This is a genomic window from Pseudomonas sp. BS-2016, assembly GCF_001806145.1.
Lineage (GTDB): Bacteria > Pseudomonadota > Gammaproteobacteria > Pseudomonadales > Pseudomonadaceae > Aquipseudomonas > Aquipseudomonas lundensis.
On the sequence record NZ_MLCT01000037.1, the window covers coordinates 193,934 to 209,491 of the forward strand.

The window sequence follows — 15,558 nt, forward strand, 5'->3', positions numbered from 1 at the left end:
CTGCGTTTTGTAGATACCTCGTTGCCCTAAAACTGAGACCGAGTACGAAGAGCCCTGAGCAATCCGCGTCTGGCTGAAAACACAACAGCGATAAAAGGGTGAATACTAGGGAACGTCTTACGAGAGTTCAGTGCAACACAGCAGAAAGGCAAAAGCCCGGTCGTTACCGGGCTTTGCAGATCCCTCAAGGGGAGATAAAGCTCAAGTGCCTCAAGGGCTACCAGCCAGACTCTACGAGCGGTAGGCGCACATGTCAACGTTTTGCGTCTGGGACGAAGTAGTCAGGATACGTGTACCATAATGTGTAGTCGTCAGAGCTGACGCAGTCCTGTCTAGCACTGTGGGCGGGATACCATGCCGTAATCTGTAGTCGATACGAAGACTACTAGGCTCTGTACGAAAAGAGATGTCGCAAACACCGCATGGAACAAGCCAGCGAGACCATGGCGGCATAGCTTTTTGCGAGCTTGTCGAAGCGTGTCACGATGCGGCGGTTTTCTTTCAGCCAGCCAAACATGCGCTCGATGATGTTGCGTTGTCGGTACTTGGGCCTATCAAACAGTCTGGGTAAGCCGGGTTTGGGTTTGCGCTTCATTGAGCGCAGCGGGATGACGGGCTGCATTCGATATTGGTCGCAGTAACGGCGAAGTGCCTCGGCGTCGTAGCCCTTGTCAGCAAGTAACCATTTGCAGCGTTTTCGCGGGCGTCCACGTTGGCTCGACGGGATGCCGACCTTGTCCAGCAATGGCTGGGCATAGCTGATGTCACTGGCTTGACCGCCAGAGAGAAGGAAGCGCAACGGTGTTCCGTTGGCGTCGCAAAGCATGTGGATTTTGGTTGTCAGGCCGCCGCGGCTGTGGCCTAGAGCGTGATCGGCAGGCTCGTCAGGCCCCCTTTTTTCCGAGCGCCAGATGAGGCTCGGGTTGCGCGTACTGCGGTTGAGTCGATCATCCAGGTTTGCAGATCGATCAAGCCTTGCTCATTCAATCTCAGGTGTAAGCGTTTGAGCATCTGATCGAACGTTCCCTGATTTCGCCAGCCGCGAAACCGTTGATACACCGTTGACCATGGGCCGAAGCGCTCCGGCATGTCTCGCCACGAGCACCCGAGCAAAGCACCCAGAGCACACCATCGAGCATCAGGCGGTCGCTCAGGCGCGGCCGCCCTCGGCCATGAGTTTCGATGAAGAGGTCGGAGACCACGCCCCAGGCCTCATCCGAGAGTTCGTAACGCTTTGCCATCACAGAATTCCTTTCCGTCGATGGCGGAGGACTCTACAAAATCTCAGTGTTTGAGGGGCGGCAATTGGATTTCTCGGGATTTCGTACAGAACCTAATCTGATTTATTGGGTGTTTCTCAACGGTGCCATTACTGACTCTACGTCCAAACCGTTCATAAGGCAGTTGTGTGCTATTACTGACAGAGCCTCGAAAAGCTTGTCTCGCTGTCTTGCCAACGCAGCGTTCTCCGCTTGAAGACTTGCAATACGCTCTTCGAGACTTCTGCGCCGGCGGGCACCATCCGGATCCCTCCCGCTTTCCCTCATTTGAACAATACGGGCGGCCTCAATTCTTTCTCCACGGTCACCTCCTAGCGTAGCTCGGCTTGTCAGGCCCAGTCGGCGCTGTACCTCCGGTCGGGAAATGGGAGCGAGCTCCACTCCTGAGCTAATCATCTGGGCGAGGAGAGAGTCTATTGCTTCGTCAAGAGTGCTGCCCCTCAATGTTTGTCGTCGCGCCATAGTTGCCCCTAGTCATCTGATACCGAACTGTGTCGTTTGTCCGAGTCCGCAACCGTGATTGGACGCCCATTTGGAAACACGCGTTGCACACCTCCACTGGTATCGCGTGCAAGGACAGATTTTAAATTGTTGAGCTTGTCTTCCTGGTCTGCTAGCCATACATCGCTGCCTGCCTCTCCGGTCCCTGCGTCGCGCATGATGGATATTGCCTTCGTCAGATTCTTGGCTTGTTCTTCAAGGTTGACCCGCTCCGATGGAGTGCCCATCAGATGTAGATGCGAGCAGCCATTCCAGCACTGAAGATGCTTAGGGCAGGGTGCCTGGGAGAAATCGTGGATACAACCTCCGAAAGGGGTCACATGCAGCGCCGTAGCGTGTACGGTGAGGAATGCTTCCGCGGTTGTTGTACCTTTATCTGATAGCAAAGCATGGTAACTATCGGTCAAAGCGCCATGAATGCGCTTATCTCTTATGGCTGTATGTAGAAAGTCGAGGCGCTCGTGATAGCTATTGAACGCCAGAAACTCATGATGGGCAGCGGTGTTTTCTTCAATGCTCGTGTGTTGGTAATAAACATTCTGGTCGAGGCGTTTTCGCCCCAGAGCCAATGCTTGCTGAACATCGCTCATACCGGTCAAGTGGTAAATTGTGTTCCGCCAGTGTCTAGGTTGGTGGCTTGTTAGCCTAATCGGAGTTCCATCGGATTCGGTTAATGAACGACGCGAAAAAATGGACGTATATTTTTCATCGTCACCTAATGCGTGATTGATATCCCCGAGGGTGACCCGACGCGGGACCGCACGAAACACATTCGCCTCACGTCCACCGAAACGAAATTGGCCGTCGAAAGCGATCGCAAGCGTTTCGCTGGTTCTAAGTACGATACGAACTTGTCCCCCGACATTTTCTGTCAATGCCGCGTGCCCACGGATCCTCGGGACGATCAGTCGCTCAATCTCCCCGGCGACGTAACGTCGCTTTAACGACCTTCCTTGCTTTTCATCCGGTTCATCGTCAAATGGATGGACACCGTTGCGTGTGAGGAAAAGGTATAGATTTCTGCTTGCGCTTCTTGCTTCGCTAAAACCTAGCCAGTCCAAGACCTTTGCATCGGATATCACTGACTGAGGGGGGTAGCTCCAAATACGTCCTGGGTGGAGTTCTTGCCAGGCGGCAATTTCTCGTTGTTCATTGGTTAGCGTTTTTAATCGCTCTACTGCGCGCCTGGCTAGAGGAATGTCGCTTTCAGCCAGCCAATGAACACGGGATTGAAATTGCTTTTCCGCGAAGTACCTAATTCCGCATTCGACGAGAGGCTTGCCATGGGCATCGACAACTACTTCTCCTGTCGTCCCTTTGATCGGCCTTTCGACCCAACAATCATAAGGTATTACTGATACTTCGTTACCTCGTTGCCCAGTCGCTATCAATAAGTCGATCACTCGCAGCAAAATTTCTTCGCCGTCACTGAGTGGGTTGTTCGAACATATGGCATATGCCTCCATCGCCTCACGAGAAGGTAATCTCTCATCAGATTTACGCTGTTTTACCGCACGATCAGGATCGTGCAATGAGATGAACTCGTGGCGGCTTTTTTCTGGTTTTGCATCATGTGTAAAGTGGATGGCGGTGTCGGTTAATTGTAGTTTATCGATCGTATCCGCAATTACCTGAAGATGAGATATCGCATCGTAAAGGTTCTTGTAGCCACTCCCTCTGAGAAATTCTACGACACGGTCAAAATCTCCCCGCGTCAACTGTGTAGGGTCGGATACACGTCGTTCAAACAACGGATTGTAAAGTCGGCGTACCGCAATATTGTAGGCGGCGACCATCGAAAACTTCAGGCTTCGGGTGCGTTGTAGATATACGATTAATGCCTTGCAAAAATCCTGGAAATCCGAGGGAAGGGCAGCTTTAGGAGGAACAGAATAGCCATTCTTTTCAAGCGATTGTCGGTGAGTTTCAAAGGTTATAGTCTGCTGCTTTAAGCGCTGCGGCAACCAATGCTGGACCGACCATAGCGTTGACTCCCAAGGGGTTGGAATCGATAAAGACTGAAAAATCACTTGTTCCTGTTTAATGAAGCCTTTGAGGCTCTGCCTTGCCCTAGACAGCGTCATCCGCGGAACCCTCCGTGTGCTGCCGGCAGCGTTCGATTGTAGCGCGTACTGCCAGGATGGTTGTCTGATGTTGGGCGAGGGGCCGGTTGTGAATGAGGTCACCGGCTTGTTCTGCCATGTCAATGAACCGTTGCGCTTCCCGTTGCAACGCATCTTTCACCTGCTCATGGCGGCCGTCAGCAAAGGGATGAAATTTCTTGCAGGTGTAGCAGGCGTAGACGGGATTGTAGGGGCAGTGGGTATGAACTGGGAGGGCACAGGCACCAATATCCCCGATGTACTGCGTATCGATCACACCTCGGATGGCTCTTTCCGGCACAGTATCATGGCGTTGGACGATTTCCCCGGTCAATAAGCTGCGCATGATGCGTTGATAGCTAGGGCTCTTTCCGAGTGCTTTCTCTTTGATCCGGGCAATGTTCGGGGTTGCGGTGACATAAGCACGCGCCGCAACCGTGGTGTTGTGGCCGAGCAGTTCAGCAATCATGTCTGCCGGAGTTCCCTGATCCGCCAAACCTTGACCGAGGTGATGACGCAGCAACATTGTTACCTGGTTCGGCTTATCTATCCCGGCTTCACGTAGCTCGTGTTTGAGGCCCACACCGATTTCGGTTACAGACATGCGTCTGCCGTTAGGACTTACAAACAATGGTTCGCAGTCGCCGCCAAAGCGGCGCCGCATTTCCGAGACATGCTGCAAGATTTTCTCCCCCAGCCGTGTTGTTATTTTGCGGGGCCGTCGCTCCGGTCTGCGTTGACCGACCTTTTTGGCCATGGGTAGCCAGAGGGTGTAGTACCTTTCATGATCAGCGCTTTCGATGAACTCAAAATCCACAATATCTAGCGAATGGAATTGAATCGAACGCGGGCCTAATTCGAAACTCAAGTGGAGCATCATGTTGAGTTGAGCTTCACTCCAGCCTTTGGTATGGATATCACGCTCAATTCGCTGCAGTAGCCGGATCTCTTCATTAAGGGCTAAACCGGACTGGGATAGAAATATACGTTTGTACGGATCATGGCGGTTCGTCTTGATTTCTTTAAGTGCTAGATATGTTTCCTTATCAAAGCCGAATATTCCTCGGTTAAGGGCCCAGCGATAAAACGTTCTAAAAAAAATAGTGCTCTCGCGAAATTTCGCCAAAGTACTTATGGTCGTCACTACCTCTTGTCGCGTCCAAGGAAACTTGGCTGAAATAACGCTCTCGGACAGTCGCAGGAACACCCCGGATGCTTTGAATGCCGTTACCGGTGCATACTTTTCCAGTGCATAGGCTAGGAACGCTTTGGCGATTTGCATGAGGTTAGGATTCAGGTGGAGCGCAGTCCAATCTATTTTCATAGCCGTTCCGCCGTCGTACCACGTCCAAACGCTCAATCGAGTATCGACGTACCTCGGCTGGTCATTAGTGCGAGTTCGAATCGCAACTTGAGCCGGGCCCTCGAACACGTAAGCCGAAAAGGAGGAGGAGGGTGAAGCGTGTTCCTGATCGGCTGATTTGGTCATGGCGAACCTTCCTAACTGTCAAGCCTGCTCCAGGCTGCCGAGGCACGCTGGGCATTGTGGAGATTGGCCGACTCGGCTAGATAACGACTTGCATAACGGCGTGGCATCGTCGAGGTGTCAGACCAACCGCAGACTCGCCGGAGTTCGTCCGTGGCCCGCTCGAGGTCATACCCACGCTTCTCGACCAGGTAAGCCAAAAACCGGTCGGCAAAGGTGTGGCGAAAGTCATGGGCGGAAAGTGTAGGCAACAACCCCGGATGAGCCAGTTCAATGGTCAGAAACAGCCGATCAAGGACGTTTGACAACGCGCGAATCGACAGCGGACGGCCTCGGTCAGAGATGAACAAATAGCGGTACAGCAATTTCATTGGTTTGCCGTTACGCAGGGGGCGTCGCTCTCCTTGGATATAACGCTCGTAGACCTCATACAACTGCGCGGAAATACCTACTGTCCGTCCGTGTGTTTTCAGCGCTGGCTCTTCAGTTCGTGGGTCGCCGGGATCATGTTCGCGATCATTGATACTGACATAGGCATGCTGAGATCCCTGATTGATATCCGTGGTGTAGAGCTTCAGAAGCTCTCCGCGACGGATACCCGTCTCCAGCAGTAATTCAATCATTAGCCAATTGCGCAACTGCAGTCGCTCCGGAAACGGATTCTCCGCAGCGCCCGGGCGAATCAGTGTGCGAATGATCTGGAGTTGTGCATCTGTCAGGCTGCGGTAACGAGCGTGGTCGGGACGAACATTGATGATATGGCTCTCAAAGCGTCGTTCAATGACGTCGGCGACATCTGCAAATACCACCTCGATGTTAGCCTGGGTGGTTGAGTTTTGACGAGCACGCGGGATGTATCGGGTGACACACCAGGACAGGTACTGCTTTAACAGCCGCAGGTACTGGTCACGGGTGCGCGGATCGATCTGAAGAAAAGGTACCGTTTCAACTTTGCCGATTCTGGCGACCAGGTTATCGGCTTGACGGCCGCTTTGGAGCCAGATGGCGTAACCGTCGAGTAAAGCCAGAATCGACTCGAAGTGGCAGGCCAAAATGGCGTCATCAATATTGATGTCACGGCTTTTGGCATAGGTGTAGAAAGCCTGGATCGCGCGCAGGTGCGCCGCAGCTGTGTTGTAAGCGCGGTGCCTGAGTTTGAGTTGGACGTAGATGAACGGAATGAGTATGGGCAACGGCGCTGCATGACCAGCTTGCACGAGCAGCGGCACACGCTGACCTGAAGAGAAACGGCACTGAATCAGCTTCATCGGCAGCCACCTCATTCAAGGACTCGCCATGAACACAAAGGACATGGCCCGTTGAGAGATTGGACGTCAGAAGCGGGTTTGTCGAATCAGTACCTTATGAGCCTCATGAACATTTCTAACATGGCATCTGGTTTAACATAATATACATTATGCGAACCTGCGTATTGATGAGTGAGGGTCAGTGGAGGCAGCTTTTCACTAGGTAGACAGGCATGATGTGTCGTTGGGCATCGAGGGATAAAAAGAATGAACGCTGCACCTGGTACTGCAAATCAACGCTGGACTGTGACCTACCAAGACGCTGGCGATGGCTCTGGTGACCTTATTGTGCCGCTTCCTGCAGATTTGAAGTCAGATATGGGATTGGCCGTCGGCGACACCTTGAACATCATTAAGGCCTATGCGGACACTCACAAAAACATTGTCTTATCAGACATTGCAACGATGCCTGACCGTGTTGATGAACGGGTTGAGCCTGTCGATTCGCAAGCGCTGGAGGACATTCGTATGACTGAGCAACGACTGTCAAAGAACAATACAGGCAGCACCAAGACGTCCGAATTCGAAGGCATATCCAAAAATTATCAGCCAGATACCGGCACCCACGATGACCCTGAGAGCCAGCAAAACCACCATGATGTAGACACATTGCTAGGTGTATTGGTTGATCTCTACCACGTCTGCGGAATGCTTGACGCCAAGGTTGAGGTTTTGGATCAAATCATTGCTGCACTGTACGGTGATCCGTTGCCCCATGAGTCCTTGTCCGCATACGCAGACCGCGATCCTGATGGATGAGTGCCCATGAGGATGCCGGCCGCTGAAGACATGCCGGTTTTCTATGGTTTGAAACGTAAATACCCCCGGCTACACAGACAAAGCGTGTATTTCGCAGCACTTACAGCGCTTTGTATTTGAGTGTGAGTCAGCACTGAAGGCTTGAAACACTCATATTTTTGAACAACCTACTCTTTTGTTATGCGATAAAGATATAACTAAACTAAATGGTTGTTTAGTTTAGTTATATTAATAGACTCTAATAGATGATCGCTACCGCCCTTACCTGCGACCTGAACCTGATGTCGCATTCGTTCACGAACGGTCGCTACAACCTTTCGCAAGAACGCTGCCGATGTACCTCGCTCATGAACGTGTTGAGCCGTCGCTCGTCAATTGCTTGGGCCCGGCAATCAACCAGGCCACAAGTCCCAGCAGTGGCACGAAGATCAATACCGCAACCCACATGCAGCGGCTGTTTACGTTTGCCCCGCTCTTGAGGACGCTTTTAATGGCCCACAACTCCAGCAGCAGGACAACGATTGCAAGTGCGACCCAAATGTATTCGATTTGCATGTTCAACCTCCCAAGTAGTCCTGCTTTAGGGGGCTGATGCGCAGGAGGGTTCACTAAATTTCATCCCCGATGCTTGCTCAGAGGATGAATCGGTCTGTTGCGTTGCGGCGCTCGTTATCGTCACGCATGTCGTAACTGACCGTGGTTGCAATGTTGGCGTGGTGCGCCAACTTTTGGGCAATGGAGACGTCGTATTCTTCAATCACCCGCGTAATAAAGGAGCGACGGAAGTCGTGGGGCATGATGTCGACCCCTACTTGCTTACCGCGCTGTTTGGCAATGTAGTAGATCGCGTGCTTGGTAATTCGCTCGCGGGTGATGTGGTTGCCCCGGCGAATGCGATTGAACAAAAAGTCGTCGTCATCCACACCTTCCGGCAGGTGTGCGCGACGAAACGCCAACCATGCTTCGAGTTTTTCAAACGCCCACGCCGGCGCGAATTTGATCAACTCCTTGTTACCCTTGCCCATCACTTGCAAGCTGCGCTCGGCCACATTGATCTGGCTCAGTTCAAGGTTCACGGACTCCGATTTGCGCATCCCTGAGCCGTACAAAATGGCGATGATCGCTGCGTCACGTAACCCTTGCGGTCGCGGATCGGCGGCGCAAACGTCCATCAGTTCCCGAATCAACGTGCGGCGTAAGTTACGCCCCTTGCTCAGGCGTGTGCCCCCGCCCGCCTTCACTGCCCGGATTTTCAGCAGATGATCCTGCGTGATCAGGCTCTGTTGCCACGCCTGGTTCATCACCCCACGGATGGCATTCACGTACAGCGAAGAGGTGTTCGGCGCGTAGCCATCGGCGCGCAACGCAGCGACCAGTGCGGTGATATGCCCAGGCTGCAATTGGTGCCAGGGAAACTCGTCGATGGTGACGTCTTCAACGCCCAAACGGTCCGCCGCATCTTGCAGCACATAGCGCATGGTTTGCCGGCTGGACGGGGCAAGACGTTCAAGGTAGAGCACCACGGGCGCTTGAACATCATTCAGGGGGCTGACGTTAACCAACGGTGTTACGGGTTCGGAAGTCGACAAAACCAATCTCGATACGGTTTGAAACAAGCCCGCAATATACCGCATTGACAGGGTTTTTCTGACACCGGGTCTCGTCGCTTAAAATCCTCGCGCCAACAGGACTGCCACACCCAGCAACATAAAGGCGGTCGCTCTTTGCAACAGACGTTGCCGCGCCGGGCTTTGCAGGACCCGGCGAATGCGCTGTCCGAAGTAGCAATACAGGCACCCGCTGGCAAACTGCAGCAACAAAAAGGCTAACCCGAGGGCGGCCACGTCCAGCATTCGGGTCTCGCCCCCCTGCCCCGCAAATTGCGGAAACACCGCACTGAACATGACGATGGTTTTCGGGTTCGAGAAGCCTGTCAGCAGGCCCTTGCCGAAACGGTCCGCAAACCCGCTGGCCAAGGGTGTACGAGCGTCCTGTAAAGAAATGCCGGTACTGGTCCACTGCCGATAGGCTAGATACAGCAAATAGGCGACGCCGATGTATTGAATCGCGCGACTGATTAGCACATTGCCTTTAACCAGTTCTGCAAAGCCCACAGCAAAAATCAGTATCGATACCAGATACGCGGCACTGGCGCCCAACTGCACCGGCATCGAGCGCCTGAGCCCCTCCTGCATGCCAAAGCCCATCAACAACAGGGTCATGGGGCCGGGGCTGAAGGTCATGGTCGCGCAAAATAGCAAAAAGTAAGCGAATGAAGCGTAGGTCAACTGAGTAGCCATAAAACGTCTTACCCCCTGATCACATCGCCCGAACGTGCGCGGGCGGCCAGGCAGTGTGTGCAATCGCCCTCACTGCGGACAGGTAAAGACAGGTCAAACTTTACCGGGCTTTACTGGTAGCATGACCGGCAAAGTTTGAGGTGGTCATGCCTATTTCCCCTATCGCGTTTCAACCCGGCACCCCCAAGGTGCAGCAAATCGTTAACGCACTGACCCAAGCCATCGATGAGGGATTGCTAAGCCCCGGCAGCAAGTTACCCTCGGTGCGCGAAATGACACAGGTGTTGGGCGTCAGCAAATTCACCCTGATCGAGGCGTTGGATCGCCTGCGCGGCCAAGCTCGCATCACGTCCAGTCACTGCCTCGGGTACTTTGTAGCGCCTGCGCCAATCACTGCGACTGCCCAGCCGGTTGACCTGTTACCCAAAGACCTGACCAGCGTGCTGCGGCGGTCCCTGATCGGCGTCAGCGCGGCTTTGCGACCTGGCGGCGGGCACTTGCCCGAACACTGGCTCGACTCCAGCACGCTGCGTGCCAGTGTGCGCGCGGTCAGCCGCTCCCCGCTGCTACGGTTAACCGGCTACGGCGACCCCGCGGGTTACCTGCCGCTGCGTCAGGCTTTGCAGCGAAAGCTCGCGGCACAGGGGCTGGACGTGGCGCTGGACCAGATCATTACCACCAGCAATACGGTACAGGCGCTGGACATGGTGTTACGCCTGCGCTTGCGGCCGGGGGCCACGGTGTTGCTGGACACGCCCTGCTATTTCAACTTCCACGCTAACCTGGCGCTGCACGGGGCGCGTGTCGTAACGCTGGAGCGCACCGCCCAAGGGCTGGACTTGCAGGCGCTGGAGACACTGCTAAAAGAGCAACGCCCCAGCGTTTACCTGACGACCAGCGTGCTGCAAAACCCTACGGGGCATTCGTTTACACCCGCTCAGGCCCACGGGCTGCTGGAACTGACCAAACGCTACAACTGCCACATCATCGAAGATGACCTGTATGGCGATCTGCATCCCGAACCGCCGCCGCGCTTGTCGACATTGGCGGGGCTGGAACATGTGACGTACCTCGGCGGCTTCTCCAAAATACTCAGTGCCAATTTACGGGTCAGCTTCGTGGTGACCTCACCACAAATGGCCGCCAACCTCTCGCACATGAAGTTGATGTGCGGCGGCATTACCTGCGAAATGCTGGAGCAGACGCTGTGTTCGATGCTCACCGATGGCAGTTACCACAAACACCGCAAACGTATGCTGCAAGGGCTAATGAGCGCCGGTGCACGGGTGACGGCAGGGTTGCAGCAGGCGGGGATGAGCATAAGCGTGCCGTATGCGGGCGGGCTGTTTATCTGGGCCACGTTGCCGCCCGGTCAGGATGCCGAAATGCTGGCTCAGGCCGGGCTCAAGCAAGACCTGGTGCTCGCCCCCGGAACGTTGTTCGGCTATGGGCCGCAACTGGCACGCTGCCTGCGCTTCAACGTGGCCCATACCGACGACCCGCGGGTCATGGCCGTCATGAACGCCCTGCTGCTCAACGCAGGTTAAGCGGGTCCACCAACCCTGCGGCGATCACCATGCCCACCAGGTCAGGCAAATGGTCAGCCCGCATGCGCTTCATCACCCGTGACCGATACAGATCGATGGTCTTGACGCTCACCGCCAGCAACTCGGCGATTTCACGGGTCGTGTAGCCCTTGACCAAAGGCATCAACACATCCCGTTCCCTGGGGGTCAGGCTGTTCAGGCGCGCGTTCACATCGCTCAGTGCTTGACCGGCGACCTGTTGCGGGACGCGGCCACTCAACGCTTGCTGCACGCTGTCGAGCAGCAACTGCTGGTTGTACGGTTTCTCGATGAAATCATGGGCGCCCGCCTTGAAGGCCCGCACCACAATCGGTACGTCAGCATGGCCGCTGACAAAAATCACGGGCATCGTGATGCCACGCTCCTGAAGGGCTTGTTGCACATGCAGTCCGCCCATGGACGGCATGCGCACATCTAGCAACACGCATGCGTTCAGATGCGGGTCGCAGGCCTGCAAAAACGCGTGCCCGCTGGTGAACGGCAGCGCGTGCAGGCCGACCGATTCCAGCAGCCAGACGGTGGAATCGAGCATGCCCTGATCGTCATCGACCACATACACCATGGGCTGCATTGAAGTTGTCATGACTCAGTCACTCTCTTGTTGTTGTTCGGGTGGATGGGCTGCCCCCATCAACGGCAAGGTGCAACACATCAGCAAGCCGTGCGGTTGCGGGTGGGCTTCAAGCTCCCCGCCCAAGCCTTCGATGATGCTGCGACTCATGGACAAACCCAGCCCGAGGCCGTCGGCCTTGCTGGTGTAAAACGGGGTAAAGAGTTGATGTAACTGCGCCTGACTGACCCCCGGCCCCTCATCAAGCACGCTGATCTGCAAACGCGAGTTGCCCAGGGCCTGAGCCTGCAAGCGGATACGCGACGGCTCAGCCGGGCGCTTTTCGCCATTGGCTTCGATCGCGTTACGCAACAGGTTGAGCAACACCTGTTCCAACAGCACCTGGTCGGCGAATACACGCGGCAAATGAGCCGGGATCTCTTGTTCAATCGTCACGCGCCGGGCATTGGCCTCCCATGCACACAGGCTGACGGCCCGACGCATCACCTCACTGACGTCCAGTGCCTGCACGTTGCGGCGCCCTTTGCGCAGAAAGCTGCGCAACCGCGTGATGACTTCTGCTGCATGGTTGGCATGCAGGGTGATGCGCTCCAACCCCTGCGCGACCCGATCCACCGCTTGGGGGTTGCTGCTCAGGCTGTGCAAATACCGCTGACTGGCATTCGCGTAATTGACCACGGCGGCCAAGGGCTGGTTGATTTCGTGAGCGATCCCGGACGCCAGCTCGCCCAATGTCACCAAGCGTGCCGTATGCGCCATCTCGTCTTGATGCTGACGCTGCTGGGCTTCGCGCAACTCACGCTCGCGCATGTCACGGGCCACCAATGAAAAGAAGCGCTCCCCGGCCGTTGAACGGTGCGCCAGCAACAGCAGCGATACCGGCACGGAAGGCTGGTCATTCAAGGGCAGCAAACGCGTTTCCGTGCTCCACAGACCCTGCTGCTCAGCGCGGCCCCAACCGATTGCATCGAGTTGCGCCACGTCCTCACGGCTCAGGAAGGCGCTCAGTGCAGGCATCCCGGCCGAAGGCGCCAGCCCCAAAATACGCCGAGCCGCCGGGTTGAGGTAGGACACCCCGCCCTGCGGGTCGATGAACAGCACCGGGTCCGGGTTGGCCTCTACCACCTCCGCCAGCCGGCGCTTGTTCTCTTCGGCCTGCACCCTGGCGGTAATGTCACGGGACACACTGACGACTTCCACCACCGCGCCGGTATAGGTTTCACGAATGGCCCGGCTCGCGGTTTCAAACCACAGGTAATGCCCGCCCTGATGGCGAATGCGGTAAGTCATGGTGTAGTAACCGTCAACGTGCAGGGCATCCCGCGCCCGATGAATCACCTCTGACCAATCATCAGGATGAAACAGACGCTGCGCCCGTGTCCCGCGCAGGGTTTGCGGCCAGTAACCCAACAGCGTCCACGAAGCTGGCGAGGCATCCAGAAAGCGCCCGTCGGGGGTATGACGTGAAATCAGGTCGGTGGTGTTTTCGGTAATCAACCGGTACAGACGCCTCGCTTTGGCGGCCTCACGTTCGGCCATCCATTCCTGACTGGCTTCACGGCCTCGGGCCAGCACCCACTGGCTGTCCACGTCCGGAATCAACGTCCACAGCCACACCTGATCCTGGTATTGCGCTTCCACGTGTTCGATGGCCCGCTGTTGTTGCAGGCACGCGCGCACCAGCTCCGGCAGATTGCCGGGCAGCCAGGCACGCACCTGCTCACGGGGCGCACCGGCCAGCACAGCCTCCAACGCCGGATTAACCGTGAGCGGCGCGCCCTCGGCATCAAGGATCACAGAAGGGTGCGGATCGTGGTGCATCAGCGTCGCTGGCATGGGATTCCCTGAAAACGTCTATATAGAACAACTACTATATTGCTTAGGTATTACTTCCATATCAAACCCGGAGTGGGCTATAAATCGTGCCGGACATCAACTGACCTTCTCGCCACCGGCAGAGCGGGCAGCCATAGAGCTAACAATCAGCCACCGGAATGACCATCATGTCGATTTTTGAGCAAGGCCTCGGGCCTGCCGCTGTCAATCATACTGCCCTCTCCCCGCTCGGCTTCATCGAACGCACCGCCAGCGTCTATCCCCACTACCCGGCCGTGATCCACGGTTCGATTCGGCGCACCTGGTCACAAACGTACAACCGTTGCCGACGCTTGGCGTGTGCCTTGGCCGGGCGCGGTATCGGCAAGAACGATACCGTGGCCGTGATGCTCCCCAATATTCCCGCGATGCTCGAAGCCCACTTCGCCGTGCCCATGATCGGTGCCGTGCTCAATGCGCTGAATGTCCGCCTCGACGCGGAGGCCATCGCCTTCATGCTGGCCCATGGCGAAGCCAAGGTACTGATCGCCGACCGGGAATTCCATGACGTGGTGCATGCTGCGCTGGCCATGCTCGACCACCCGCCATTGGTCATTGACGTAGATGACCCGGAATACGGCGAAGGCCAGCCAGTCAGTGCGCTGGATTACGAAGCGCTGCTGGCCGAGGGCGATCCGGATTACGCCTGGCAATGGCCCGATAACGAGTGGGACGCCATCGCCCTCAACTACACCTCCGGCACCACAGGCAACCCCAAGGGCGTGGTGTATCACCATCGCGGCGCGTATTTGAGCTCGCTGGGCAACCAGATGATCTGGGCCATGGGCAATCACCCGGTGTACTTGTGGACGTTGCCAATGTTCCACTGCAACGGCTGGTGTTACCCGTGGGTGATTACGGCACTGGCGGGCGTGCATGTGTTCCTGCGCCGAGTGGACCCGCAAAAAATCCTCACCCTGATACGCGAGCACCAAGTCACCCACCTGAGCGGCGCACCCATCGTGCTCAACGCACTGGTGAACATGCCGGAATCGGCCAAGGCCGCCATTGATCATCCCGTGCACGCGCTGGTGGCCGGTGCGGCGCCGCCCGCTAAAGTGATTGGCGCCGTGGAAGAAATGGGCATCAAAGTCACCCACGTCTACGGACTGACGGAAGTCTATGGGCCGGTGACCATCTGCGCCTGGCATGACACCTGGGATGAGCAGCCACTGGCCGAGCGGGCCCAGATCAAATCGCGTCAGGGCGTGCGCTACCCGACCCTTGAGGGGCTGATGGTGGCGGACCCGAAAACCCTTAAACCGACGCCGCGCGATGGCGAAACCATGGGTGAGATCTTCATGCGCGGCAACACCGTCATGAAGGGCTACCTGAAAAACCCCAGTGCCACGGCCGAAGCCTTTGAAGGCGGCTGGTTTCATACCGGCGACCTGGCGGTGTGCCACCCGGACGGCTATGTTGAGATCCGCGACCGCCTGAAGGACATCATCATTTCCGGGGGTGAAAACATCTCCACCATCGAAGTCGAAGGCGTGTTGTATCGCCATCCCGGTGTCATGGAAGCCGCCGTCGTGGCCCGCCCGGATGAAAAATGGGGCGAAACCCCGTGTGCATTTATCACCCTCAAGGCCGATCATGGCCATGTGCGCGAAGCGGACATCATGGGCTTTTGCCGTGAACATCTGGCGGGGTTCAAGGTGCCGCGCACCGTCATCTTCACCCTGTTGCCGAAGACGTCCACGGGGAAAGTCCAGAAGTACGTGCTGCGTGACATGGCCAAAGCCCTTTAATCCGGCGCAGATCGCTTCCCATCCATGAGCTGCAATGAGG

11 protein-coding genes and 1 pseudogene are annotated in these 15,558 nt (G+C 56.2%); 3 read left to right on the plus strand and 9 right to left on the minus strand.

Going from position 1 to position 15,558, the window contains the following annotated elements; genetic code table 11:
* Positions 1 to 385 precede the first annotated feature (385 nt).
* The 4 genes and pseudogenes from BKD70_RS24470 to BKD70_RS20690 form a co-directional block, all read right to left on the minus strand.
* Positions 386 to 1,241: pseudogene (locus BKD70_RS24470) on the minus strand (IS5 family transposase).
* 509 nt (positions 1,242 to 1,750) lie between these two features.
* The gene (locus BKD70_RS20680) at positions 1,751 to 3,865 is read right to left on the minus strand and encodes a hypothetical protein (protein WP_047274594.1); all 2,115 of its coding nucleotides are present in this window, start codon (positions 3,863 to 3,865) and stop codon (positions 1,751 to 1,753) included.
* On the minus strand, positions 3,852 to 5,372 hold the full coding sequence (locus BKD70_RS20685; protein ID WP_047274595.1) for a tyrosine-type recombinase/integrase: 1,521 nt from the start codon (positions 5,370 to 5,372) through the stop codon (positions 3,852 to 3,854). The genes BKD70_RS20680 and BKD70_RS20685 overlap by 14 nt, the downstream gene beginning before the upstream one ends.
* 11 nt (positions 5,373 to 5,383) lie before the next feature.
* Positions 5,384 to 6,637 carry a site-specific integrase gene (locus BKD70_RS20690; protein WP_047274596.1) on the minus strand — a complete coding sequence of 418 codons (1,254 nt, stop codon included), beginning with the start codon at positions 6,635 to 6,637 and terminating at the stop codon, positions 5,384 to 5,386.
* A 246-nt stretch (positions 6,638 to 6,883) separates the two neighbouring features.
* On the opposite strand from BKD70_RS20690, the gene BKD70_RS25115 reads away from it, so the two are divergent.
* Positions 6,884 to 7,435, plus strand: coding sequence for a hypothetical protein (locus tag BKD70_RS25115; protein WP_047274597.1), 552 nt, complete (start codon positions 6,884 to 6,886; stop codon positions 7,433 to 7,435).
* 345 nt (positions 7,436 to 7,780) lie between these two features.
* Here BKD70_RS25115 and BKD70_RS20700 read toward each other — a convergent pair whose 3' ends face one another.
* The 3 genes from BKD70_RS20700 to BKD70_RS20710 all read right to left on the minus strand — a co-directional run bounded on the left by BKD70_RS20700 (position 7,781) and on the right by BKD70_RS20710 (position 9,735).
* Positions 7,781 to 7,990 (minus strand): PLDc N-terminal domain-containing protein, encoded by a 210-nt coding sequence (locus BKD70_RS20700; protein WP_047274598.1) that lies wholly within the window; start codon positions 7,988 to 7,990, stop codon positions 7,781 to 7,783.
* A gap of 77 nt (positions 7,991 to 8,067) precedes the next feature.
* Positions 8,068 to 8,913: a tyrosine recombinase XerC gene (gene xerC / locus BKD70_RS20705; RefSeq protein WP_047300107.1), complete on the minus strand. Its 846-nt coding sequence runs from the start codon at positions 8,911 to 8,913 to the stop codon at positions 8,068 to 8,070.
* Between the two features lie 189 nt (positions 8,914 to 9,102).
* Complete coding sequence (locus tag BKD70_RS20710; RefSeq protein ID WP_047274599.1) at positions 9,103 to 9,735, minus strand: LysE family translocator; 633 nt, start codon at positions 9,733 to 9,735, stop codon at positions 9,103 to 9,105.
* 146 nt (positions 9,736 to 9,881) lie between these two features.
* Here BKD70_RS20710 and BKD70_RS20715 point away from each other — a divergent pair, with 146 nt between their 5' ends.
* Positions 9,882 to 11,282, plus strand: a complete 1,401-nt coding sequence (locus BKD70_RS20715) for a PLP-dependent aminotransferase family protein (RefSeq protein WP_047274600.1) — start codon at positions 9,882 to 9,884, stop codon at positions 11,280 to 11,282.
* Here the strand turns inward: BKD70_RS20715 and BKD70_RS20720 are convergent.
* Both BKD70_RS20720 and BKD70_RS20725 read right to left on the minus strand, forming a co-directional pair.
* Positions 11,269 to 11,904: a response regulator transcription factor gene (locus tag BKD70_RS20720; protein WP_047274601.1), complete on the minus strand. Its 636-nt coding sequence runs from the start codon at positions 11,902 to 11,904 to the stop codon at positions 11,269 to 11,271. The two genes, BKD70_RS20715 and BKD70_RS20720, sit on opposite strands and share 14 nt — an antisense overlap.
* A gap of 3 nt (positions 11,905 to 11,907) precedes the next feature.
* Complete coding sequence (locus BKD70_RS20725) at positions 11,908 to 13,728, minus strand: PAS domain S-box protein (protein ID WP_047274602.1); 1,821 nt, start codon at positions 13,726 to 13,728, stop codon at positions 11,908 to 11,910.
* 167 nt (positions 13,729 to 13,895) lie between these two features.
* Between BKD70_RS20725 and BKD70_RS20730 the strand changes: the two genes are divergently transcribed.
* A complete protein-coding gene (locus BKD70_RS20730; RefSeq protein WP_047274639.1) occupies positions 13,896 to 15,518 on the plus strand; it encodes an acyl-CoA synthetase in 1,623 nt (540 codons plus the stop codon).
* The last annotated feature ends 40 nt before the right edge of the window (positions 15,519 to 15,558 follow it).

Bases quoted from the DNA above. Each gene is read 5' to 3' on its own strand.
- BKD70_RS20680 (WP_047274594.1), bottom strand. From the start codon at position 3,865: ATGACGCTGTCTAGGGCAAGGCAGAGCCTCAAAGGCTTCATTAAACAG.
- BKD70_RS20685 (WP_047274595.1), bottom strand. From the start codon at position 5,372: ATGACCAAATCAGCCGATCAGGAACACGCTTCACCCTCCTCCTCCTTT.
- BKD70_RS20690 (WP_047274596.1), bottom strand. From the start codon at position 6,637: ATGAAGCTGATTCAGTGCCGTTTCTCTTCAGGTCAGCGTGTGCCGCTG.
- BKD70_RS25115 (WP_047274597.1), top strand. From the start codon at position 6,884: ATGAACGCTGCACCTGGTACTGCAAATCAACGCTGGACTGTGACCTAC.
- BKD70_RS20700 (WP_047274598.1), bottom strand. From the start codon at position 7,990: ATGCAAATCGAATACATTTGGGTCGCACTTGCAATCGTTGTCCTGCTG.
- xerC (WP_047300107.1), bottom strand. From the start codon at position 8,913: ATGCGCTATGTGCTGCAAGATGCGGCGGACCGTTTGGGCGTTGAAGAC.
- BKD70_RS20710 (WP_047274599.1), bottom strand. From the start codon at position 9,735: ATGGCTACTCAGTTGACCTACGCTTCATTCGCTTACTTTTTGCTATTT.
- BKD70_RS20715 (WP_047274600.1), top strand. From the start codon at position 9,882: ATGCCTATTTCCCCTATCGCGTTTCAACCCGGCACCCCCAAGGTGCAG.
- BKD70_RS20720 (WP_047274601.1), bottom strand. From the start codon at position 11,904: ATGACAACTTCAATGCAGCCCATGGTGTATGTGGTCGATGACGATCAG.
- BKD70_RS20725 (WP_047274602.1), bottom strand. From the start codon at position 13,728: ATGCCAGCGACGCTGATGCACCACGATCCGCACCCTTCTGTGATCCTT.
- BKD70_RS20730 (WP_047274639.1), top strand. From the start codon at position 13,896: ATGTCGATTTTTGAGCAAGGCCTCGGGCCTGCCGCTGTCAATCATACT.